We start from the raw sequence: 21020 nt of genomic DNA on the forward strand, positions 1-21020 counted from the left end.
GGCAGGGACTCACTCGCCGACGGCGGCGGGTCGTGCGCGCAGCGTGCAGAGCTGCGCGATCTCGCTCTTGCACGACCCGCAGCCGGTGCCCGCCTTCGTCACCTCGGCGACGCCCTCGACCGTCGCCGCGCCTCCGTCGATCGCCTCCATCACCGTGCTCAGCGCCACGCGGTGGCAGTTGCACAGCACACGATCCGACGAGCGCGCGCCTCCCGCCGCGCACGTCGACGAGAGCGCCTCGAGCGGATCTTCGGGCAGCGCGTCGCCGCGATCGAAGAGCTGCACCAGCTGCGCCGCGATCTTCGTGTTGCCGACGAGCATCGCGCCCACGAGCTGACCGTTCCGCACCACGAGCTTGCGATACGCGTCCTTGCGCTCCTCGAGCACCTGGATGACGTCGTCGCTCTCGAGCTCGGGCTCGCGGATGCCCATCGACGCGACCTCGACCCCCGCGACCTTCAGCCGCGCGTAGATCTTCGAGCCGCGGTATCGCGCGGTGGGGTCACGACCCGAGAGGATGCTCGCGAGCACCGCCGCCTGATCGAGCACCGGCGCGACGATGCCGTACGTCATGCCGCGATGCTCGGCGCACTCGCCCACCGCGTACACGCCGGGCACCTCGGTCGCGAGCGCGTCGTTCACGAGGATGCCGCGGTTCACGGGAATCCCCGACGCGACCGCGACCTCGCGACGCGGCCGCACACCGCACGCGATCACGATGGTCTCCGCCGCGAGCCGCTGTCCGTCGTCGAGCACGATGCCCTCGACCGCGTGCTCGCCGACCACCGCCTCCGCGGTGCGCCCCGCGCGCACGAAGATGCCGGTGCGCTCGATCTGCTTCCGCAGCATCTGACCACCGACGTGATCGAGCTGCGTCTCCATCAGCCCCGGCGCGAGGTGCACGACCGTCACGTGCAGCCCCGCGTCGCAGAGCACCTTCGCGGCCTCGAGCCCGAGCAGCCCACCGCCGAGCACCACTGCGTTGTCGCCCGGCCGCACGTGCGCGCGAATGCGCGCGCAGTCGTCGAGCGTGCGGTACACGAACGCGCCCTTCTTGAGCTCGCCGCCCGCCGTGAACACACCCGCGAGCGGCGGCACCAGCGGCACGCTCCCGGTCGCCATCACCGCGACGTCGTAGGGATGCTCGTCGCCGTTCTTCAGCTGCAGCCGACGGCTCGCGGTGTCGAGCTTCGTGACCGTCGCGGTCGAGACCAGACGAACGCCGTGATCTTCGTACCAGCTCGGCGTCTTGATCACGATCGCGTCGGGCTCCTCGCCCGAGAGCACGCGACCGAGGAGCACGCGGTTGTACGCGCCGCCGGGCTCTTCGCCGAAGACCGTGATGTCGTAGCGATCGGTGGCCTCGCGCGCGACGAGGTCGTCGAGCAGGCGGCTCGCCGCCATGCCGTTGCCGATGATCGCGAGTTGCTTCTTCTTGCTCTTCACGTCTCGCCTTCCAGTCAGCGGACCACTCGGAGATGGGAGGAGCCACCATCGATGCGCGCGCGCACCGCGCAGACCTTGAACTCCGGCATTCGGCTCGTGGGATCGAGGGCAGGATTCGTCAGCAGGTTCGCCGCTTGTCGTCCGCCCCAGTGGAACGGCGCGAAGAGCGTGTCGGGGCGCACCTCGGTGCTCAGCGCGATGCGGAACACGACGCTCCCTCGACGACTCTCGACGAGCAGGCGCTCTCCGTCGCCGATCCCGAGGCGCCTCGCGAGCCACGGATGCACCTGCACGCGCGGCTCGGGCTGGGCATCGATCAGCTCTCCGACGCGGCGCGTCTGAGCACCGGAGTTGTAGTGCTCCTTGTAGCGGCCAGTCGTGAACCAGAGCGGATAGCTCGAGTCCGGCTCTTCGCCCGCGGGACGGTGATCGACGGTGATGAAGCGCGCTTTCCCATCGGGATGATGAAATCGATCGCCGAAGAGGCGCGGAGTGCCGGGATGACTCGAGTCGGGACAGGGCCAGAAGACGCCCTGCTCGCGATCGAGACGTGCGTGGGTCATCCCGTGGTAGTCGGCCGTCGCGCCGCTCGTCGCGCGGCCGAGCTCCTCGAACACCTCTTCGGGCGCCGAGCTCGTGAACTTGTCGCCGACACCCAGGCGCTCCGCGAGGTCGCAGAGGATCGCGAGATCCGAGCGCGCTCCCGCGGGCGCCTCGCGCATCTTGCGCCGCAGGATCACGCGTCCCTCGAAGTTCGTCGTGGTACCCGTCTCCTCGGCCCACTGCGTCACCGGGAGCACCACGTGCGCGTGCGCCGACGTCTCGTTGAGGAACGCGTCCGCGACGACGAGGAGCTCCAGCTGCGAGAGCTTCTTCTCGATCGACGCTGCATTCGGCGACGCGACTGCCACGTTCGAGCCGAACACCAGCAGTCCCTGGACTCCGTCGCTGCTCTTCTTGCCCATCGCGTCGAGCAGCTCGTACGCGCTGCGTCCCTTGCGCGGCAGGCTCTCCGGCGCGACGCCCCACACCGCGGCGATCGCCTCGCGATCACTCTCGCGCTCGATCAGTCGATATCCCGGCAGCTGATCGGCCTTCTGTCCGTGCTCGCGTCCGCCCTGGCCGTTTCCTTGCCCGGTGAGCGTGCCATAACCGCTGTACGGCTTTCCGACCTTGCCGAGCGCGAGCATCAGATTGCAGAGCGCAGAGACCGTGTCCGCACCCTTCGACTGCTGCTCGGGCCCGCGCCCCGACAGGATCATCGCGCTCTCGCTCTTCGCGATGAGATCGATCGCGCGCTGCATGTCGCTCGCCGAGACGCCGGTGATGCGCTCCACGCGCGCGGGCGGGAACTCCAGCACCTTGCGGCGCACGTGATCGAACCCGACGGTGCGCGCGTCGATGTACTCGCGATCGATCAGGCCCTGCTCGATCGCGAGATGGAGCAGCCCGTTCGCGAGCGCGAGATCCGAGCCCGGGGTGATCTGAAGGTGCAGCGTCGCGCCCCGCGCGGTCTCGGTGCGGCGCGGGTCGACCACGATCGACGCGCCACTCTCGCGCTGCGCCGTGACCCACTGCATGAGCGGCGGCAGCGTGTCCGCGCAATTCGAGCCCCAGAGCACGAGCGTGCGAGTCTGGGCGATGTCGCTGACCGGAAAAGGCAGCCCGCGATCGATGCCGAACGCGCGGTTCTGCCCCGCTGCGCCCGACGCCATGCAATATCGACCGTTGTAGTCGATCTGCGATGATCGCAGCGCGATGCGCGCGAATTTCCCGAGCAGATACGCCTTCTCGTTCGTGAGCGCGCCACTGCCGAACGCCGCGACCGCGTCGTTCCCGTGCGTCGCCTGGATGCGACGGATTCCGTCGATCACGCGCGACAGCGCCTCGTCCCAGCTCGCCGGCTCGAGACGGCCCTGCGCATTGCGCACCAGCGGCGTCGTGACGCGCTCCGGATGATCGAGCAGCGCCGCCGACGTGAACCCCTTGATGCACATCTGTCCGCGGTTCACCGGGAACTCCGGATCGGCGCGGATCGTCGTGGCCACGTCCTTCCCGGACGTGATCACCATGCCGCACTGGAACGCGCAGTACGGACAGTGCGTGCGCGTCTCCGAGGGCACGGCGACCACGCTGAGGCGCCGCGACATCACGCGCTCTCTTTGCGCGCCACCGGTGCCGAAGAAAGGGCCGGCTCGGCGATCGCCTCGCCGGACAGCTCGATCCGCACCAACCGCTTCACGCTCTCGTGCCCGGCGAGGAACGGCGCGACGAGGCGCAGCGGACCGCCGTGCTCCGCGGGGAGCGGCGCGCCGTTCATCTCGAACACCAGCATCGTGCGCGGGTCGGTCGCGTGTCGGCGCGAGAGCGTGCGCTCGGCGCCGCCCGCGTGGAGCGTGATCGTCGCGCCGATTCCCCCCGCGAGATCGTCGATCACGTCGCAGAGCCGCACGCCGCTCCACCGCACCGGGCGCGCGAACCCGAACATCATCGTCGTCACGTAGGTCGGCACGTCGCGGACCGCGTAGCGCGCGCTCAGATCCTCCGCGCTCAGCGCGACGACGCGCTCCGATGCGCGCGTCACCTCGAGGAGCGGCGCGTCGTGATCGCACACGATCGGACGGCTCGCGGTGAGCGCGCCCTCGGGCACCATGCCAGGCTCGCTCGGCGTCACGTCGAGATAGACGTGCTCGCCGCGCACGTCGACGGGGAAGCGCGACACGCATCCCTTGTCGGGCGCGACCGCCGACGCGCTCGGCAGATCGATCTGCCAGCCGTGCATCGGGCACACGACGCGCTGTCCCGCGACGATGCCCTCGCTCAGCACGCCGCCCTTGTGGGGACAGCGATCGACGACTGCGAAGATCTTCCCGCTGCTGGTGCGGAAGACGGCGATCTCGACTCCGTCGATCGTCACCTGCCGGCCGCCCGACGAGGGGATCTCGTCCACCGCGCAGGCACGCACCCAGCGACGCTCGTCCATGCTCGCCTCGACGCTCATGCCACCACCCTCAGCTTCAAGCGGAGCGGCGCGAACTCGCGCTCCATCTCCTCGTCGCCCGACTCCAGCTTCGTGACGCGCTCGCGCCACGGCTCGACGCGTGCGTCGAGCGCTTCCTCCATGCGATCGACCAGCGCCGCGCGGTTCTCGAGATCGTCGACCACGCGCTTGCGGATCGACTCGATGCCGACGCGCTCGACCCAGTGCGCCGTGCGCTCTCCGTACGTCGCATCCTCGCGGTAGAGCTGGAGGAACGCGGCGATCAGATCCATCGCCTCGTCGTCGGTCTCGACCTTCGCGAGCAGCTCGGCGGTGCGCACCTTGATGCCGCCGTTTCCGCCGACGTAGATCTCCCACTCGGTCTCGCCCGCGATCAGCCCGACGTCCTTGACGAGCGATTCGGCGCAATTCCGGGGGCACGCGTTGACCGCCATCTTCACCTTGGCGGGCGTCCACAGGTTCTCGAAGGTGCGCTCGATGCGGATGCCGAAGCCCATCGAGTCGCGCGTGCCGAAGCGACACCACGTCGAGCCGACGCAGGTCTTCACGGTGCGGACGCCCTTCGCGTAGGCGAAGCCCGACGGCATGTCGAGCGCCTTCCACACCGCGGGAAGGTCCTCCTTCTTCACGCCGAGCAGGTCGATGCGCTGACCGCCCGTGACCTTCACCGTCGGCACGTGGAAGCGCTTCGCGACCTGCGCGATGCGCATGAGCTCGTCGGGCGTCGTCACGCCGCCGTACATGCGCGGCACGACCGAGTACGTTCCGTCGCGCTGGATGTTCGCGTGGACGCGCTCGTTCACGAAGCGCGAGCGCGGATCGTCCTCGTTCTCACCGGGCCACGCGACGGTCAGGTAGTAGTTGATCGCGGGGCGGCACGTCGCGCATCCGTCGCCGGTCCAGCCGAGCACGCTCATCGTCTCGCGCACCGACGTCAGGTGCTGCTCGTGGATCGCCTCGATCACCTCTTCGCGCGAGAGCGGCGTGCAGTCGCACAGCGTCTTCTTCGACGGCTTCGCGGCCACGTCGCCGTGCACGAGTCGGATCAGCGACTCGACCTGGGGCCCGCATCCGCCACACGAGCGCGATGCATTGGTGCACGCCGCGACTTCCTTGCGCGTCGTGAGGCCCTGGTCGCGGATCGCGCAGAGCACGGTGCCCTTCGCGACTCCGTTGCACGCGCAGATCGTCGCGCTGTCGGGCATCGCCGCGACGGCCGCGTCGGGCGAGGCCGCCGCGCCTCCCGCGCCCGCGAGCTCGGGGAAGAGGATCGCGGCGCGCGGCCCTTCGACGGTCGTTCCGCCCTTCACCAGCGCGTCGAGCGAGCCCGAGAGCGTCGCGTCGCCGACCAGCACCGCGCCGACCGCTCTGCCATCGCGGAAGAGCACCTTCTTGTAGACACCGGCGCTCGAGTCCTCGGCGCGCACGATCTCGCACGCTCCGTCGCCGAAGGGATCGCCCGCCGAGAACACGTCGACGCCCGACACCTTGAGCTTCGTCGAGACGACCGAGCCCTCGTATGCAGCGGTCGTCTCGCCCGCGAGGTGCGCGGCCGCGACACGGCCCATCTCGTAGAGCGGCGCGACGAGCCCGTAGCACAGGCCGCGGTGCTCGACGCACTCGCCGACCGCGTACACGTCGGGGTCCGACGTGCGCAGGAAGTCGTCGACGAGCACGCCGCGGCGGCAGTCGATTCCCGCGCTCTTCGCGAGCTCCGCGTTGGGCACGATGCCCGCGGCCATCACCACGATCTCCGCGTCGAGCGTCGTGCCGTCGGCGAAGCGCAGCCCGCGCACGCGACCTTCGTCGTCGGCGAGGATCTCCTCGGTCTTCTTGCCGAGCGCGACCTTCACGCCCTGCTGCTCGATCGCGCGTCGCAGGTACTCGCCGCCCGCTGCATCGAGCTGCCGCTCCATGAGCGTGGAGACGAGGTGCACGACGGTGACCTCGAGCCCGTGCGCCGCGAGGCCGCGCGCCGCCTCGAGCCCGAGCAGACCGCCGCCGATCACCGCCGCGCGCTTCGAGGTCTTCGCGCGGTCGATCATCGCGCCACAGTCCTCGTACGTGCGGAACACGTAGACGCCGTCGAGATCGCGTCCCGGCACCGGCAGCACGAAGGCGCGCGATCCGGTCGCGTAGAGGATCTTGTCGTAGGGCGCCTCGATCCCGTTCTCGCCGACGACGACGCGTCGCTCGCGATCGATGCGCGCGACCTTCGCGCCGAGGTGCAGCGTGATCCCGCGCTCCTCGTACCAGGCGTCGTCGTTGAGCACGACGTCGTCCCAGCCCTTCTCACCGAGCAGCACGCCCGAGAGTTGAATCCGGTCGTAGTTGGTCCGCGCTTCCGCCGAGAAGACGGTCACGTCGAAGCGCTCGGGCGCGCGCTCGAGGAGCGCGTCGAGGCAGCGAATGCCCGCCATTCCATTGCCGATCACCACCAAGCGCTCGCGCGAGCCCGTCCGGTCCAGTGCACGCATGGGCCGAACCCTTCCGGTTCCAGTTTTCGGCTGCGTTTCCGACGTGTTCATTCGAGTGACCTCACAGTCGAGAACGCGACAGGAGATCTCTGCGAAATCACATCGAAACGAAGAGAGTGCCAATCACGACATCGGTGACGTCCTCACTGGACTGGCTCCGTCCAGGGCGGTATTGCGTTTCCAACACGTTGCTCACGTGTTCAATCGCGCGTGGACGCATGCGCGAACGCGTCTTTCAACGCGCGCGACATCGTCCGGAAACCGAGCGCACGAAGCTTTGCGCGCATGTCGACCGGACCCGCGACCGCGCTCCGACTGCGCGACTTCTCGTCTCCACCGATGCGCGCGTTCCACGTCACGTGGATCGCGTTCTTCCTCTGCTTCTTCGCGTGGTTCGCGACCGCGCCGCTGCTGCCGCTCGCGCGCGAGGCGCTCGCTCTGACGCAGGCGCAGATGGACGCGCTGCTGGTGGCATCGCTCGCCACCACGATCGTCGCGCGCCCGGTCGTCGGATGGATCTGCGATCGCGTCGGACCGCGCCGCACGTACACCGCGCTGCTCGTGATCGCCGCGGTGCCGCTGCTCTGCATGCCGCTGGTCGATCGCTACGAGATCCTGCTCGCGCTGCGATTGCTCAACGGGCTCGCGGGCGCGTCGTTCGTCGTCACCAGCGTGCACACCGCGCGCATGTTCGCGCCCAACTGCGTGGGCACCGCGAGCGCGACCGCGGCGGGCTGGGGCAACCTCGGCGGCGGCGTCGCGCACCTCGTGATGCCGTCGCTGCTCGGCCTGGTGATCGCGCTCGGCGCCGACGAGGCGTGGGGCTGGCGCTACGCGACGTTGATCCCCGGCGTGGCGCTGCTCGCGTGGTCGCTCGTGTACTTCACGTTCACGCAGGATCTGCCGGAGGGCGATCAGCTCGCGCTCACGCGCGAGGGCAAGTACGTGCGGCCGCCGCCGAAGGCGCTGCTCGCGCTCGGTCGTGATCCGCGGGTGTGGCTGCTCGCGCTGCAGTACGGCGCGTGCTTCGGCGTGGAGATCGCGCTCGAGAACGCGGCGACGCTCTTCTTCCGCGATCGCTTCGCGCTCTCGCTCGCGACCGCGGGCGTGGTCGCGGGGTGCTTCGGCGGGGTGAACATCTTCGCGCGCGCGCTCGGCGGGTGGCTCGGTGATCGCGCCGGCGGACGCGCCGGTCTGCGCGGCCGTCTCGCGCTGCTCGCGATCGTCCTCACGGTCGAGGGCGCAGCGCTGGTGCGGCTCTCGACGCTCCAGAGCGTCGAGGGTGCGGTCGTGGTGTTCGTGTCGATCGGTCTGTTCGTCGCGATGGGCGCGGGCGCGACCTATGCCGCGGTGCCGCTCCTGCACCCCAAGACGATGGGGGCGGTGAGCGGCTGGGTCGGCGCGGGCGGCAACCTCGGTGCGGTCGCGGCGGCGGTCGCGCTCGGCTCGGGGCGCATGCTCGACGGAAGCGCGTTCCTCACGATCGGGATCGGGACGATCGCGCTCGCCGCGCTCACGCCGATCGTGATCGCGATCGACTCGAAGGCCACGGTCCCGGAGAGCGAGCCGATGCCGCTCCCGGTGCCCGCCGACGACGTGGCGGAGTGATCTCGAGTCAGGTGCGCTGGCGAGGATCGAACACGAAGCAGGTCGACGTCGCGGTCGCGTAGAGCTTGCCGTCTCGCACACCGACGAGGCGCGCCTCCGCCACTGCGACGCGCGAGCCGGGATGGACGACGCGACCCTCCGCGCGAACGCGCCCGACGTCGGGGCGCAGCGCGCGGAGGAACTTCACCTCGAGCGTCGCCGACGTGTACGCGAGCCCGGCGGGGAGCGTGGTGTGCACCGCGCATCCGAGCGCGCTGTCGAGCAGCGTCGACACGTAGCCGCCGTGCACGCTGCCGAGCGGGTTGAACACGTAGTCGGGCACCTCGCCCTCGAACGTCGCCTCGCCCTCCGCGACGTGCGTGAGCGTGTAGTCGAGCGTCGCCGCGATCGAGGGCGGCGGGAGCTCGCCGTTCGCCATCGCGCGCATGGCCTCGAACCCGCTCCGCTCGAGCAGTGGTGCGGGGCTCGGCAGGGGCAGGGGATAGCGGTAGCTACGGTCTCGGCTCGGGTGGGTCATGCGTCGAGTCTGTCCGCGGCGGGCGCGTGAGCCTCGTTCACCGGTGAATCGCTGACATTCACGGATGAATGGATCACGATCGCGCGATGGACGCGGTCGACTGGGAGTCGTGCCGGGTGTTCCTCGAGGTCGCGCGCTCGGGGAGCTTCTCCGCTGCGGCGCGCACGCTCGGCATCAGCCAGCCCACGGTGGGACGCCGCATCGCCGCGCTCGAGGCAGCGCTCGGAGTGCGCCTCGTGGTGCGGCGCGGGCGAGAGATCGTGCTCACCGCCGACGGAGAGGCGCTCGTCGCCGACGTGCGCCGGATGGAGGACGCGCTGGTCGTCGCGCAGCGCCGACTGCTCGCCGAGAGCACCGACGAGGCCGCGCCGGTGCGGGTGTCGGTCACCGAGGGGCTCGGGACGTTCCTGGTGCGACGGCTCGCGGGCACGACCGAGCCGCGCCTCTCGTTCGTGGTCGCGAACGAGACCGTCGATCTGTCGCGTCGGGTCGCCGATCTCGCGGTGCGCCTCGTCCGTCCGCGGCAGCCCGATCTCGTCGCGCGGCGCGTCGGCTCGCTGCGCTTCGGGCTCTATGCGTCGCCGGCGTACCTCGCGCGCCACGGCGTCCCGCGACGCGCGAGCGATCTCGCGCGGCACGAGCTCGTGCGCTGGGGCGGCGCGATCCGTCCGGCGTTCGATCGCTGGGTCGACGAGCACGCGGGCGACGCGCGACCGGGGCTCGTCGTCGACAGCTTGGCGCTGATGCGCGAGGCCGCGCGCGCAGGGTGGGGGATCGTCGCGGGCGCGTGCGTCGTGCACGACGGCGATCCGGCGCTGCGCCGGGTGCTGCCGCGCGCGACGCTCCCCGCGATGGAGGTCTGGCTCGCGGCCCACCGTGACGTTCGCCGTGGGCCGCGCGTCGCGCGCACCTGGACGCTGCTCGAGCAGGTGCTGCGCGCCGAGCTCGGCGACGCGTCGTGATCAGGGGACCACGACGCCGCACTCCGATGGCTCGCGCAGCGGTGTGGACCCGGGGGGCGGCGGCGGGACGCCGAACGGGCGCAGGTACACGCGGTCTTCGCGGACGTGGCACGCGGCGCAGGGCGCGCGGTCGACCCCGATGCACGCCGCCTGATCTTCCGTGAGCTCGAGCTCGCCGAGGACGCCCGCGTCGGGCTCGTCCTCGGTGCGCGCAGCGTCGCGCCCGCCGTCCCGCTGCGCGAGCGCGTCGAACGAGCGCGCACAACCGAGCGCCGTCACCGCGAGCACGAGCGCGAGCCATCGTGATCGAGCGAGCACGGTCGCGAGCATCGCACGAGACGATCAGAGGCACTCCTCGACGGGCGTGAGGCCGGTGTCGGGCGGCGGCGGGGGCACGCCGATCGGGCGCAGCACGAGCACGTCGTGGCGTCGGTGGCAGGCCGTACACGGCGGCCGATCGATGCCGAGGCACGCGGCCTGCTCGTTCGTGAGCACGATCTCGGACGCGGGATCGAGCGGCGGCGGGGGCGGCGGGTCGGGGATCTCGACGCAGCCCGGGGGCGGCGGCGTGAGCGGGACGACGTGCGTCGGGGGCGGCGGCGGCCCCGATGGCCGCAGATAGAACGTGCCCTCGCGCAGGTGGCACGACGCGCAGACCGGCTCGGCGAGGCCGATGCACGTCGCCCGCTGGGGATCGAGCGGGTCCTCGCCGAGCGCGAGGTCGCCGGGCCCCGCGTCGTCGCACGTGGTGGCCGCGTCGTCGCGGCCCTCGAGCTCGTGGCCCGGCGCGGGCCGCTCGGTGCTGCGCGCGCACGCGGTCAGCGCGAGAACGAGCATCCACGCGGCGGTGGTTCGTCGCATCATCGTCATGAGCCTCGGGCACTCGGCCGCGCTCGAACGGCTCACGAGATCGCCCGTCTCGCGAAGATGAGCCGTTCTCGCCCGCTCGTGCGCCTCACGTGGAGGCTCGCAGATCCCAAGCGAAATTCTCTCCGTGCCTGCTCTGCCCATCCGACGCCGACGACTGCCGACAGGTGCACGCCCCGAGCGCGCGTCGGGCACCGTCGCGCGCGTCGAAGGATCGCAGCCGGTGTCCGACGCCGAGCTCGTCGTGCGCGCGAGCGGCGGCGATCGCTGGGCACAGGAGGCGATCTTCCGGCGCTACGTCGCGGACGTGACGTCGCTCGCCGAGCGCTTGCTTCGGCGTCGCCACGAGGCCGACGACGTGGTGCAGGACACGTTCGCCGACGCGCTCCTCGCGCTCGGCGAGCTGCGCGATCCGAGCGCGCTGCGCGCGTGGTTGCTCGGCATCGCGGTGCGCCGCGTGCGCCGCCGGGTGCGCAAGCTCGCGCTGCTGCGCACGCTCGGGCTCGACCGCGGGATCGACGACGCGACGCTCGAGCTGCTCGCGTCGCCGGGCCTCTCGCCGGACACGCGCGCCGAGCTCGCGCGGGTCGATCGCGCGCTCGCGCTGCTGCACCCCGACGATCGGATCGCGTGGATGCTGCGGCACGTCGAGGGCGAGAAGCTCGAGGACGTCGCGGCGATCGCCGGGTGCTCGCTCGCGACGGCGAAGCGACGCATCGCGACCGCCGAGACCCTGGTGCGCGCACGGCTGCGAGGAGCGGAGCCGTGAGCCTGCCCGAGCGCATCCGCGACGTGCTGGAGCGTGCGGACGACGAGTCGCGAGTGCGCCGAGCGTGGGAGGGCACGCGCGCGCGCATCGCGACGCGCGAGGGACGCCCGTGGCGGGCGCCGATCGTCGCAGGCGCGATCGGGGTCGCTGCGGCTGCGGTGCTCGCGCTGGCGCTCGTGCCGCGCGATGTGACGCCGCCGGCGGGGGGCAGAGAGCCGGCGCCGCGCGCGGAGGCGACGGGCCCGCTGCGGCTCGACGATGGCGGGCTGCCGATCGCCACCGAGGCGATCGCCTCGCCGCGCGCGCTCGTGCTCTCGGACCGCTCGCGCATCGAGCTCGCGCCCGGCGCGCGCATCGTGCCGCGCGCGAACGATGGTGCGCAGCTCGGTCTCGCGCTCGAGCGCGGGCGCGCGCGCTTCGAGGTCACGCCGGGTGGGCCGCGCGCCTGGACGATCGACTGCGGGCCGGTGCAGGTGCGCGTCGTCGGGACGGCCTTCGTGATCGATCGCAGCGAGGCGCGGATCCGCGTCGACGTCGAGCGGGGGCGCGTGCGCGTCGAAGGCGTCGCCGTGCCGGACGGAGCGCGTGTGCTCGACGCAGGAGCGTCGATCGAGGTGGATCTCGCGCGGCCGAACGAGCCCTCGCCGCCGCCGATCCTCGCGGAGCCCGAGATCGTCGCCGTGGCGCCGCCTCGCGTGCGCGAGCCGGCGGCGCGTGCTCCGAGCCGCGTGTGGCGAGAGATGGCCGAGCGCGGCGCGCATCGCGATGCGTACGACGCGCTCGCCATCGAAGGCGGTGTCGCTGCGAGCGCGTCGCGCGCGTCGCCGGACGACCTGCTCTTGCTCGCCGACGTCGCGCGCCTCTCGGGCCACCCCGAGGACGCGGTGCCTCCGCTCGAGCGGCTGATCGGCGCGCACCCCGACGCGCCCGAGGCGCCGCTCGCCGCGATCACGCTCGGTCGCATCGAGCTCTCGCTGGACCGTCCCGCTCGCGCTGCGCGTGCCTACGAGCGCGCGCTCGAGCTCGGTGTGCCGCGCGTGTTCGACGCCGAGGTGCGCGCGGGCCTCGCGCTCGCGCGGGCGCGTGCCGGCGATGTCGAGGGTGCAGCGAGCGCCGCGCGCGAGTGTCTCGCGCGCCATCCGTCTCCGCCTCACGCCGACGCGCTCCGCGTGCTCGCCGAGCGCGGACCGCGGTGAGGGTGCTCGCGCTCGCTCTCGCGTGCACCGCGCTCACGATCGCGCCGCGTGTCCGCGCGCAGCACGCCGAGGTGGTGATGCCCGCGTGCGCACCGTCCTGGTGGGACGAGGCGGGTCTGCGCGACGCGGTCGACGTCGAGCTGCGGGGTGCGAGCGCGCGCGTCGAGCTCGAGGTCGAAGCGCCGTGCGAGGACGGCGTCGTCGTCGTGGCGCACGTGCACGACGACGACCGAGCCCTGATGCGGCGCATCGAGCTCGCGGACGTCGCACCGGCGATGCGCGCGCGTGCGATCGCGATGGCGCTCGCGTCGGTCCTCGCCCAGCCGCGCGAGGTCGTGGTGGCGCCGCGCGAAGATGGGCCCGCCGCGGCGGCGTCGAGGGCGCGCGTCGAGCTCGGCGATCCCGTCGCGACCGAGCCCGCGATCGTGCCGACGGCGGTCGATGCCCCGGTCGGGCTGGTGCTCGCGGGCGTCGCCGCGCTCGCGCCCGCATCCTCCAGTGTCTGGGGCGGGCCACGCGCCGGCGTGCTCGCGCGCATCGCGCCGCCGCTGCACCTCGTCGCCGGCGTGGAGGCGCTCTTCACGACGCGCGGCGATCCGCTCGGCGAGGTGCGCGGCACGTGGATCCACGGCGCGATCGGCGCGGGGCTCGAGGCGTCGCTCGCCCCGCTGCGGCTCGGCGGGTCGCTCGCGCTCGGGCTCGGTTGGGCGCAGCTCGAGGGCGAGGGATCGAGCTCCGACGTGATCGCGCGGCGCAGCGACGGCGCGATCCTGACGTTCGACGCCGGCCTGCGCGGCGCGCTCGATCTCGATCGCGCGATCGCGATCGTGCTCGGCGTCGAAGCGCGCCTCGTCGCGCTCGGGCTCGAGGCGCGATCTCCGACCGGCGCCGTCATCGCGCTCCGCGATGCCGTGGTGGCGGCGCAGCTCGGGATCGAGCTGCGCCTCTGACCCTCACCGCCGCCTGCGGCGTCCGATCACCAGCACGATCGAGAGCGCGACCAGCATCGCCGACGTGGCGCCGCTCGAGCGATCCGCCGCGGTGCGGCACGCGCATCCACCGGCGTTCGGGTTCGGGATGCCGCGGATCAGCGGGAGCGTGGCGACGCCGACGTTCCCCGCCTCGTCGATGACCTCGACGTCCACGTCGCGGCCGTCGAGCACCAGCGCATCGGGCACGTAGCGCGCGTCGTTCGACCACGGCGACCACTGCGTCGCCGAGGAGGCGCCACCGCGCACGCGGAATCGATATCGCAGCGCGCGCGAGCCCGTGACGATGTCGCTCGCGCTCGCGACGTACGCCGTGCCCTCGGGCAGCCGCGAGAGCTGCACGACCGGCGGGATCACGTCGACGATCAGCGTGGTGCGCGCCGGCGTGGGATCGGCGCTGCGCGCGTCGCCCGCGATCCGGGCGCGGGCCTCGATCTCGTGGCGGCCCTGGAGGAGCAGCAGCGGATCGTCGATGCGCACGCGCGGCGTGCTCGACCACTCCGACCACGTCGAGCCGTCGACGCGATGGCTGTACTCGTACTCGGTGCCCGGCTCCGCGCCCGCGCCGTGCAGGTGCAGCCACGCGCTGTTGCCTTCGCCGGTCGCGAACTGCTCGAGCGTCATGCTCTCGCGATCGAGCTCGAGATCGCTCACCTCGACGCGGGTGTCGATCGCGGCGCGCAGCGCGCTGTCCGCGAGGCGCAGGTTCGCGAAGATCCCGAGGAAGCGCTCGCCGTCCTGGTCGACGCCACGCACGCCCTCCGGCGGCACGTCGAGCTCGAAGCCCATGATGTCGGGCAGCGAGATCGGCGGGATGACGCCCGCGAGCATGCCCGCGACGTTCGGCACGAGACGACCGAGCGCGGTCGCGAGCATCTCGGGCGACTCGATCAGCATCTCGCTGTTCGTCACCACCGGGTTCGCGACGTCGACGCTCGCGACGCGCAGCACGATCTGTCCGCCCTCGACCGCGATGCCGAGGTGGATCGAGAGATCGCTCTGGAACGTCATGAAGCGCACGTAGCGCTCGGTGCTCCACACGTAGAAGTCGATGCGCAGCTCGGGCAGCGTGACCGTGAGCTGCGGCTCGGTCTCGGAGAGGGTGAAGTCGGGCGACCGCTGCGGGCGCAGCGCGAGCATCAGCGGCGCGCTCTCGGAGGGGAACGCGAGCGAGCGCAACGATCCCGCGATCGCGGAGACGAGCCCGGTCGAGAGCAGCTGCGAGAGCCGCGTGCCCGCCGCGAGGCAGAGCATGCCGCTGTCGAACATCCCGTAGCCCGCGTGATCGAGGAAGTCCTCGGCGATGCCGATCCCGAGGTGGGTCTCGATGTCGGTGCCCGGGATCACGTTCCCGCGGAACGCGTCGACGCGCGCGATCTCGGGGAGCGAGGGCGGCTCGAGCGCGGGCACGCACACCGCGTGTCCCGGCGTCGTCTCGAACCCGCGATCGAACGACATCATCCCGCCCGAGAGGAAGACGGTCATGCCCTCGTTCACCGCCTCGCCGTCGCCGCCCGCCGCGAGCGAGAACTGCAGCGAGCCGTGGGTGCCGGGCGAGAACCCACCGAGGAGCTGTGCGCCGAGATCACCGCGCCCTTCGAAGCCGAGCAAGGTGGGCACGCACTCGTCGGGCCCTTCGCTCGGCGGCGCCGCGTCGTAGTAACAGATCGCGTCCGCCGCGGTGTCGCCGCGATCGTGCGTGCCGGTCGGGCATCCGAGCTCGCCGCGGCGCGTGCAGAGCTGCTCCGAGAGCGCGCCGTTCAGGAGGCCCTGCACCGCGTTCGTGATCGTCCCCGCGATCGCGCCGCGCACGAGATCGGTGTTCGCGATGCCGCACGCGATCGGTCCGCCGTCCCACCAGTTCAGGTACGTGATCGAGAAGTCGTTGGGCTCGACGCCCTCGTCCGGGTCGACGCCGATCGACTTCACCGCGAGCTTCGTCGCACCGGCGCGCGCCTCGCGATCGATCTCCTCGAGCGCCAGCTCGGCGCGCACGCCGACGTAAGGTCGCGAGCCGCCGCGCGTGTCGATCGTCAGGAGGCACTCCGACGCGAGCACGCGCACCTGCCACGCGGCGAGCACGCCCGTCTCGTCGCGGCTCTCGGCGATCGCGCGCACGTGCGCGTTGAGCTGGTTCGTGCCCTCGACCGGCTCGAGATCGAGCGACTCCACCTCGATGTGCGCGAAGCAGTCGGTCGCGCCGTCGCCCGCCGTCGGATCGGAGCTGCAGATGATCGCAGCGCCCTGATCACCGCGCTCGACCGGGAAGTCGAGGCCGTCGGGCAGCACGCGCGGCAGGATCGCGCCGACGTTCTCCTCGATGAACGCGATCGCGCTCGACGAGAGGCGCACCTGCGCCGCGTTCGGGATCTGCTGCGCGAGCGGGAAGCCGCCTGGAATCGGCGCGATGCCGCACCCCGCGCATCCCGAGCAGCCACCACCGCTGCACGCGAACGTCGCGAACACGAGCAGCACCACCAGCGCGGAACGAAAGAAGGAAGAAGAGAAGCGCTTCGGCACGAGGTACCTCGTTGCTTCGGACAAACTTTGCGGAAGCAACGAACTCGACCACGCGAGATGACCCTTGGTCAATAGGGGGCCGGTCGATCGTGCACACGCGGCTCCTAGATGGCCCGTCATGGAGACCCTCGACGTCGAACGCACCGTGGATCGCTGGCGCGAGCACGCGTGGCCCGCGATTCCCCTCGCGTCGTGGCAGCCGACCTACGAGACGCTCCATCGCTTCACGCAGGTCGTCGGCAAGATCCGGCTCGGCCTCGCGCCGCCGCGCAACCACTGGTGGCACGTGCCGCTCTACGCGAGCGCGCGCGGGCTGACGACCTCGCTCGTGCCCTATCGCGGCGGCGGGCTGCAGCTCGACTTCGACTTCGTCGATCACCGGCTGCGCATCGCGACGACGCTCGGCGAGACGCGCGAGATCCCGCTCGCGTCGCAGACCGTGGCGCGCTTCTACGATCGCGTGATGCACGCGATGCGCGAGCTCACGTGCGACGTCGCGGTGTGGAGCACGCCGGTCGAGGTGGAGGACCGCACGCCCTTCGAGCTCGACGAGACGCACTGCACGTACGACCCCGACGCGGCGGCGCGCTTCTGGCGCGCGCTGGTGTCGGCGCAGGGCGTGATCGACGCGTTCGAGTCGCGCTGGGTCGGCAAAGTGAGCCCGACTCATTTCTTCTGGGGCGCGTTCGATCTCGCGAGCACGCGCTTCTCGGGGCGCACCGCGCCCGAGCACCCGGGCGCGCCGAACGTCGCGCGCTTCGTGGCGATCGAGGCGTACTCGCACGAGGTCTCGAGCGTGGGCTTCTGGCCCGGCGGCCAGGACCTCGACGCGGCGTTCTACGCGTACGCGTACCCCGAGCCCGCCGGATATCGCGATGCGCCGGTCGAGCCGCGCGAGGCGTTCTACAGCGACGCGCTGCGCGAGTGGATCCTGCCCTACGAGGCGGTGCGCCGGTCGCGCTCTCCGGAGCGCATGCTCACGCGCTTCTGCGAGACGACGTACGCCGCGGCGGCGACGCTCGGCGAGTGGGATCGACGCGCGCTCGAGCGTGCGTGAGCGCGCGCCTCCGTGCGCTGCGGCGCGCTACGCTCGCGCGATCTCCGTATGAGCGAGCATCCGTTCTTCTTCACGTGGTCTGCGCAGCGCGGCGCGAAGCCTCTCGAGATCGTCGGCGGCGAGGGCGCGTCGTTCGACGTGCGTGACGGCGAGCGCGTCGAGCGCTGGCTCGACATGGGAAGCCTCAGCTACCAGGCGAACCTCGGTCACGGCTGCCGTCGCGTGATCGACGCGATGAAGCGCCAGTGCGACGAGCTGCTCCTCACCGTGCCGAGCGGCGGTTATCCCGCGAAGGACGCGCTCGCGCGCAAGCTGCTCGAGCACGCGCCGCCGGGGTTCACCAAGGTCTTCTTCACGCTCGGTGGGGCCGAGGCGGTCGAGAACGCGCTCAAGATCGCGCGGCTCGCGACCGGGCGTCACAAGGCGATCTCGCGCTATCGCAGCTATCACGGCGCGACGATGGGCGCGCTCACGCTCTCGGGGGATCACCGTCGTCCGCCGCTCGAGCCCGGTCTCGCGGGCGTGGTGCACGTGCTCGATCAGTACGAGTCGCGACTGCCCGGTGGCGCGCGTGTCGTCGAGGGGGGCGCGGACGCGAGCGCGATCGCGCGCACGATGGAGCTCGAAGGGCCGGAGACGATCGCCGCGATCTTCCTCGAGCCGGTGCCCGGCGCGAACGGCGCGTTGGTGCCGCCCGCGGGCTATTGGACCGGCGTGCGCGGTGCGTGTGATCGCCACGGCATCGTGCTCGTCGCGGACTGCGTGCTCGACGGGTTCGGTCGTCTCGGCAGCTGGTACGGCTTCGAGCAGCTCGGCGCGACGCCGGATCTGATCACGATCAGCAAGGGCCTGACCGGCGGCTACGCGCCGCTCGGCGCGGTGCTGGTGCACGAGCGCATCGCGAAGGTGTTCGAGGATCGCGTGCTGCTCGCGGGCCTGACGTTCTACGGGCACCCGATCGGCGTGGCCGCGGGGCTCGAGGCGGTGCGGGTGTACGAGGACGAGAAGCTCGTCGAGCGCGCCGCGGTGCTGGGCGCGCGCATGAGCGCGGAGATCGCGGCGATGCAGGATCGTCGCGGCGAGCTGATCCCGAAGACCCGCGCGATGGGCTTGCTCGCGGGGCTCGAGATCGCGGGGGACGCGGCGCGCTTCACGAGGCTCTCGAAGGCGCTCGACGCGCGGCGCGTGTACACCCACCCGAACGGCCGGATCCGCACCCTGATCATCGCGCCCCCACTGGTGATCACGGAGGACGAGCTGCTGCGCGGGGTGGGCGCGATCGAGGAAGCGATCGTCGAGAGCGCGTGAACGCGCGAGCACGGATCGCGACAGACCGTCACGCACTCGCGTTCTCGATCGTCGCGCCGAACCGACCCGGGTGACGCTCCAGACGCTCCGACGCGCGTCGTTCTTCAACGATCTCCCGAAACGCGAATCGGCGCGGACGCTCTCCGCGCCCGCGCCGATCGAGACCGTGCACCTGCCCTCAGAACGAAGCCTGGACCTGCCCCGGCCCCGACACTCCCTGCAGCACCACGCTCCCCACCGCCGCCTGCACACACGCCTCGATCTGCGTCCCCGCGTGCGGCGGCGCGAGCGCGACACCGACCTGACCCTGCGCCGTCCACCGGATCGCCAGCGTCACCGACGCGCCGCCCGTGCACTGACGAATCGCCGCGATCTGCGTCGCGAGCAGCGCCTGCAGCGTGCCCGCGGCGTCGATCTGCACGACATCCGCCGACTCGTCACCCACCACGCCCGGCGCCGTCGACGCCTCCTGCACCTGGATCTGCTGCGAGGGCGGCTGCGCCGTCGCGTACGCGTCCGGCACCACGATGACCGCGGTGCCCGGCTCGGTCTGCATCATCACGCCGCCCGCCACCGCACCGCGCGACCACCCGCACGCGCCCGGCCCGCACGCGAGCGCGTACTGCAGCGTCTGCCCGCACGCGCTCACCGTCCGCGAGAGCGGCCCCGTCGGCTGCACCAACACCTGACCCGTCGCGCACTGGGTCTCGGCGATCGCGACCGCCTCGACCGGCTGGATGCCGACCCAGCGGCAGTGACGGCGCCCGCTGCACACCATCACGTAGTCGCGCAGCTGACCGCACCCCGAGATCGAGAAGATCCCCGGCGAGACCTCCTGCGTGGCGAGCTCGCGGTGATGGCACTGCATGTCCCGGCTCGCGATGCGCACGAGGTTCCGATAGTGCCGGTGCGAGATCGACGTGGCGACGACACCCCCGCTGGTCGCGGGCTGTGCGAGGGTGGCGGTGGCGCGGGCGCGTCGATGACATCCGGCGAGCGCGAGCAGGGCGACGAGGAGGATCGGCAGGAGCCGCACGAGACGAGTCATGGCGGGGCCGCTCAGCGAAGGTCGTGCCATCGTGGACAGCATCGCCCGACCGAAAACGGACAGACAACCGTCGTCGTCACCCGCCATCGTCACGCCCATGCCGACACCCGACGTCCTCGACACACGCGCGCTCAACCGCGCGCTCCTCGCGAGGCAGCACCTCCTCGAGCCCACGCGGATGCCCCCGCTCGAGCTCGTGGAGCACCTCGTCGGACTGCAGGCGCAGCAGCCCAACGATCCCTACCTCGCGCTGTGGACGCGATCGGATGACTTCGGCACGGAGCTGCTCTCGGCGCAGATCGCGAGCCGAGAGGCGGTGCGCATCGCGGTGATGCGCTCGACGATCCACCTCGTGTCGGCGCGCGACGCGCTCGCGCTCCGGCCGCTGGTCCAGCCGGTGCTCGATCGCGGCTTCGAGAGCGTGTACGGCCGCCGCGTCGCGGGGCTCGATCTCGACGACGTCGCTGCGCACGCGCGCGAGCTGCTCGAGGCGCGCGCGCTCGGCAACGCGGAGCTCGGCGCAGAGCTCGCACGTCGCTGGCCCGATCGTGACGCTGCATCCCTCGGGCACGTCGCGCGCACCAAGCTCGCGCTGGTGCAGGTGCCGCCGCGCGGGCTCTGGGGCGGCAAGGGACAGGCGAAGCACACGACCGCCGAGCACTGGCTCGGTCGCCCGCTCGATCCCGACGCGCTCGGGCTCGATCGCCTGGTCCTGCGTTATCTCGCCGCGTTCGGCCCCGCGAGCGCGCAGGACGCGCAGACGTGGTCGGGGCTCTCGCTGAAGGACGTCTTCGCGCGGCTCCGTTCGTCGCTTCGCGTCTTCCACGACGCGCGAGGCCGCGAGCTCTTCGATCTCCCCGACGCACCGCGCCCTCATCCCGACACGCCGGCGCCGGTGCGCTTCCTCCCGCAGTTCGACAACGTGCTGCTCTCGCACGCCGACCGCGCGCGCATCGTCTCCGAGGAGCGCCGCAAGATCGTGACCGACGTGCCCAACGGCCTCGTGCCCGCGGCGGTGCTGATCGATGGGTTCCTCGGCGCGACGTGGAGGCTCGAGCGCGATCGCAAGAGCGCGGTGCTGCACGTCGCGACGTTCGGCCGCGCGAGCAAGGACCTGCGCCGCGCGCTGATCGACGAGGGCGCACGCCTGCTCGCGCTGCTCGCGCCCGATCACGAGACGTCGGTGGAGGTCGCGCCGCGCGCGTGAGCGAACGCCGCGCGCACGCTGGTTCGCCGCGGCGCTCGCGATATGTTC

General features: G+C 71.9%; 17 protein-coding genes. 8 read left to right on the forward strand and 9 right to left on the reverse strand.

The window, feature by feature from the left end:
• Nucleotides 1–9: 9 nt before the first annotated feature.
• The 4 genes from I5071_RS45330 to nirB are packed head-to-tail and all read right to left on the reverse strand — an operon-like array spanning nucleotide 10 to nucleotide 6924.
• Nucleotides 10–1446 carry an FAD-dependent oxidoreductase gene (locus tag I5071_RS45330; protein ID WP_236519690.1) on the reverse strand — a complete coding sequence of 479 codons (1437 nt, stop codon included), beginning with the start codon at nucleotides 1444–1446 and terminating at the stop codon, nucleotides 10–12.
• A gap of 14 nt (nucleotides 1447–1460) precedes the next feature.
• Entirely contained in the window at nucleotides 1461–3596 is a 2136-nt protein-coding gene (locus I5071_RS45335) for a molybdopterin oxidoreductase family protein (RefSeq protein WP_236519691.1), read from the reverse strand.
• Nucleotides 3596–4447 carry a nitrite reductase small subunit NirD gene (gene nirD / locus I5071_RS45340; RefSeq protein WP_236519692.1) on the reverse strand — a complete coding sequence of 284 codons (852 nt, stop codon included), beginning with the start codon at nucleotides 4445–4447 and terminating at the stop codon, nucleotides 3596–3598. Before nirD ends, I5071_RS45335 begins: the two co-directional genes overlap by 1 nt.
• Nucleotides 4444–6924 (reverse strand): nitrite reductase large subunit NirB, encoded by a 2481-nt coding sequence (gene nirB / locus I5071_RS45345; RefSeq protein WP_236519694.1) that lies wholly within the window; start codon nucleotides 6922–6924, stop codon nucleotides 4444–4446. The genes nirD and nirB overlap by 4 nt, the downstream gene beginning before the upstream one ends.
• A gap of 285 nt (nucleotides 6925–7209) precedes the next feature.
• On the opposite strand from nirB, the gene I5071_RS45350 reads away from it, so the two are divergent.
• Nucleotides 7210–8532 (forward strand): MFS transporter, encoded by a 1323-nt coding sequence (locus I5071_RS45350; RefSeq protein ID WP_236519695.1) that lies wholly within the window; start codon nucleotides 7210–7212, stop codon nucleotides 8530–8532.
• A gap of 7 nt (nucleotides 8533–8539) precedes the next feature.
• On the opposite strand, the gene I5071_RS45355 is transcribed toward I5071_RS45350, so the two are convergent.
• A complete protein-coding gene (locus tag I5071_RS45355) occupies nucleotides 8540–9049 on the reverse strand; it encodes a PaaI family thioesterase (protein ID WP_236519696.1) in 510 nt (169 codons plus the stop codon).
• A gap of 68 nt (nucleotides 9050–9117) precedes the next feature.
• Here I5071_RS45355 and I5071_RS45360 point away from each other — a divergent pair, with 68 nt between their 5' ends.
• A complete protein-coding gene (locus tag I5071_RS45360) occupies nucleotides 9118–10011 on the forward strand; it encodes a LysR family transcriptional regulator (protein ID WP_236519698.1) in 894 nt (297 codons plus the stop codon).
• Here the strand turns inward: I5071_RS45360 and I5071_RS45365 are convergent, their stop codons facing one another.
• A complete protein-coding gene (locus I5071_RS45365) occupies nucleotides 10012–10341 on the reverse strand; it encodes a hypothetical protein (RefSeq protein ID WP_236519699.1) in 330 nt (109 codons plus the stop codon).
• A 12-nt stretch (nucleotides 10342–10353) separates the two neighbouring features.
• Nucleotides 10354–10875, reverse strand: a complete 522-nt coding sequence (locus I5071_RS45370) for a hypothetical protein (protein WP_236519700.1) — start codon at nucleotides 10873–10875, stop codon at nucleotides 10354–10356.
• A gap of 226 nt (nucleotides 10876–11101) precedes the next feature.
• Between I5071_RS45370 and I5071_RS45375 the strand changes: the two genes are divergently transcribed.
• From I5071_RS45375 to I5071_RS45385, 3 genes are read left to right on the forward strand one after another with little or no spacing between them, the layout of a single operon-like run.
• Nucleotides 11102–11647, forward strand: a complete 546-nt coding sequence (locus I5071_RS45375) for an RNA polymerase sigma factor (protein WP_236519701.1) — start codon at nucleotides 11102–11104, stop codon at nucleotides 11645–11647.
• Nucleotides 11644–12843, forward strand: coding sequence for a FecR domain-containing protein (locus I5071_RS45380; protein WP_236519702.1), 1200 nt, complete (start codon nucleotides 11644–11646; stop codon nucleotides 12841–12843). Before I5071_RS45375 ends, I5071_RS45380 begins: the two co-directional genes overlap by 4 nt.
• A 2-nt stretch (nucleotides 12844–12845) precedes the next feature.
• Entirely contained in the window at nucleotides 12846–13793 is a 948-nt protein-coding gene (locus tag I5071_RS45385; protein ID WP_236519703.1) for a hypothetical protein, read from the forward strand.
• 3 nt (nucleotides 13794–13796) lie between these two features.
• Here I5071_RS45385 and I5071_RS45390 read toward each other — a convergent pair whose 3' ends face one another.
• Entirely contained in the window at nucleotides 13797–16352 is a 2556-nt protein-coding gene (locus I5071_RS45390) for an MYXO-CTERM sorting domain-containing protein (RefSeq protein WP_236519704.1), read from the reverse strand.
• A gap of 118 nt (nucleotides 16353–16470) precedes the next feature.
• Between I5071_RS45390 and I5071_RS45395 the strand changes: the two genes are divergently transcribed.
• Both I5071_RS45395 and I5071_RS45400 read left to right on the forward strand, forming a co-directional pair.
• Complete coding sequence (locus I5071_RS45395; protein ID WP_236519705.1) at nucleotides 16471–17409, forward strand: DUF5996 family protein; 939 nt, start codon at nucleotides 16471–16473, stop codon at nucleotides 17407–17409.
• 48 nt (nucleotides 17410–17457) lie between these two features.
• Nucleotides 17458–18717, forward strand: a complete 1260-nt coding sequence (locus I5071_RS45400; protein ID WP_236519706.1) for an aminotransferase class III-fold pyridoxal phosphate-dependent enzyme — start codon at nucleotides 17458–17460, stop codon at nucleotides 18715–18717.
• A gap of 178 nt (nucleotides 18718–18895) precedes the next feature.
• On the opposite strand, the gene I5071_RS45405 is transcribed toward I5071_RS45400, so the two are convergent.
• Nucleotides 18896–19765, reverse strand: coding sequence for a hypothetical protein (locus I5071_RS45405; protein WP_236519707.1), 870 nt, complete (start codon nucleotides 19763–19765; stop codon nucleotides 18896–18898).
• Between the two features lie 97 nt (nucleotides 19766–19862).
• On the opposite strand from I5071_RS45405, the gene I5071_RS45410 reads away from it, so the two are divergent.
• A complete protein-coding gene (locus I5071_RS45410; RefSeq protein WP_236519708.1) occupies nucleotides 19863–20972 on the forward strand; it encodes a winged helix DNA-binding domain-containing protein in 1110 nt (369 codons plus the stop codon).
• The last annotated feature ends 48 nt before the right edge of the window (nucleotides 20973–21020 follow it).

Origin of the sequence: Sandaracinus amylolyticus (assembly GCF_021631985.1) — a bacterium.
Classification (GTDB): Bacteria; Myxococcota_A; Polyangia; order Polyangiales; family Sandaracinaceae; genus Sandaracinus; species Sandaracinus amylolyticus_A.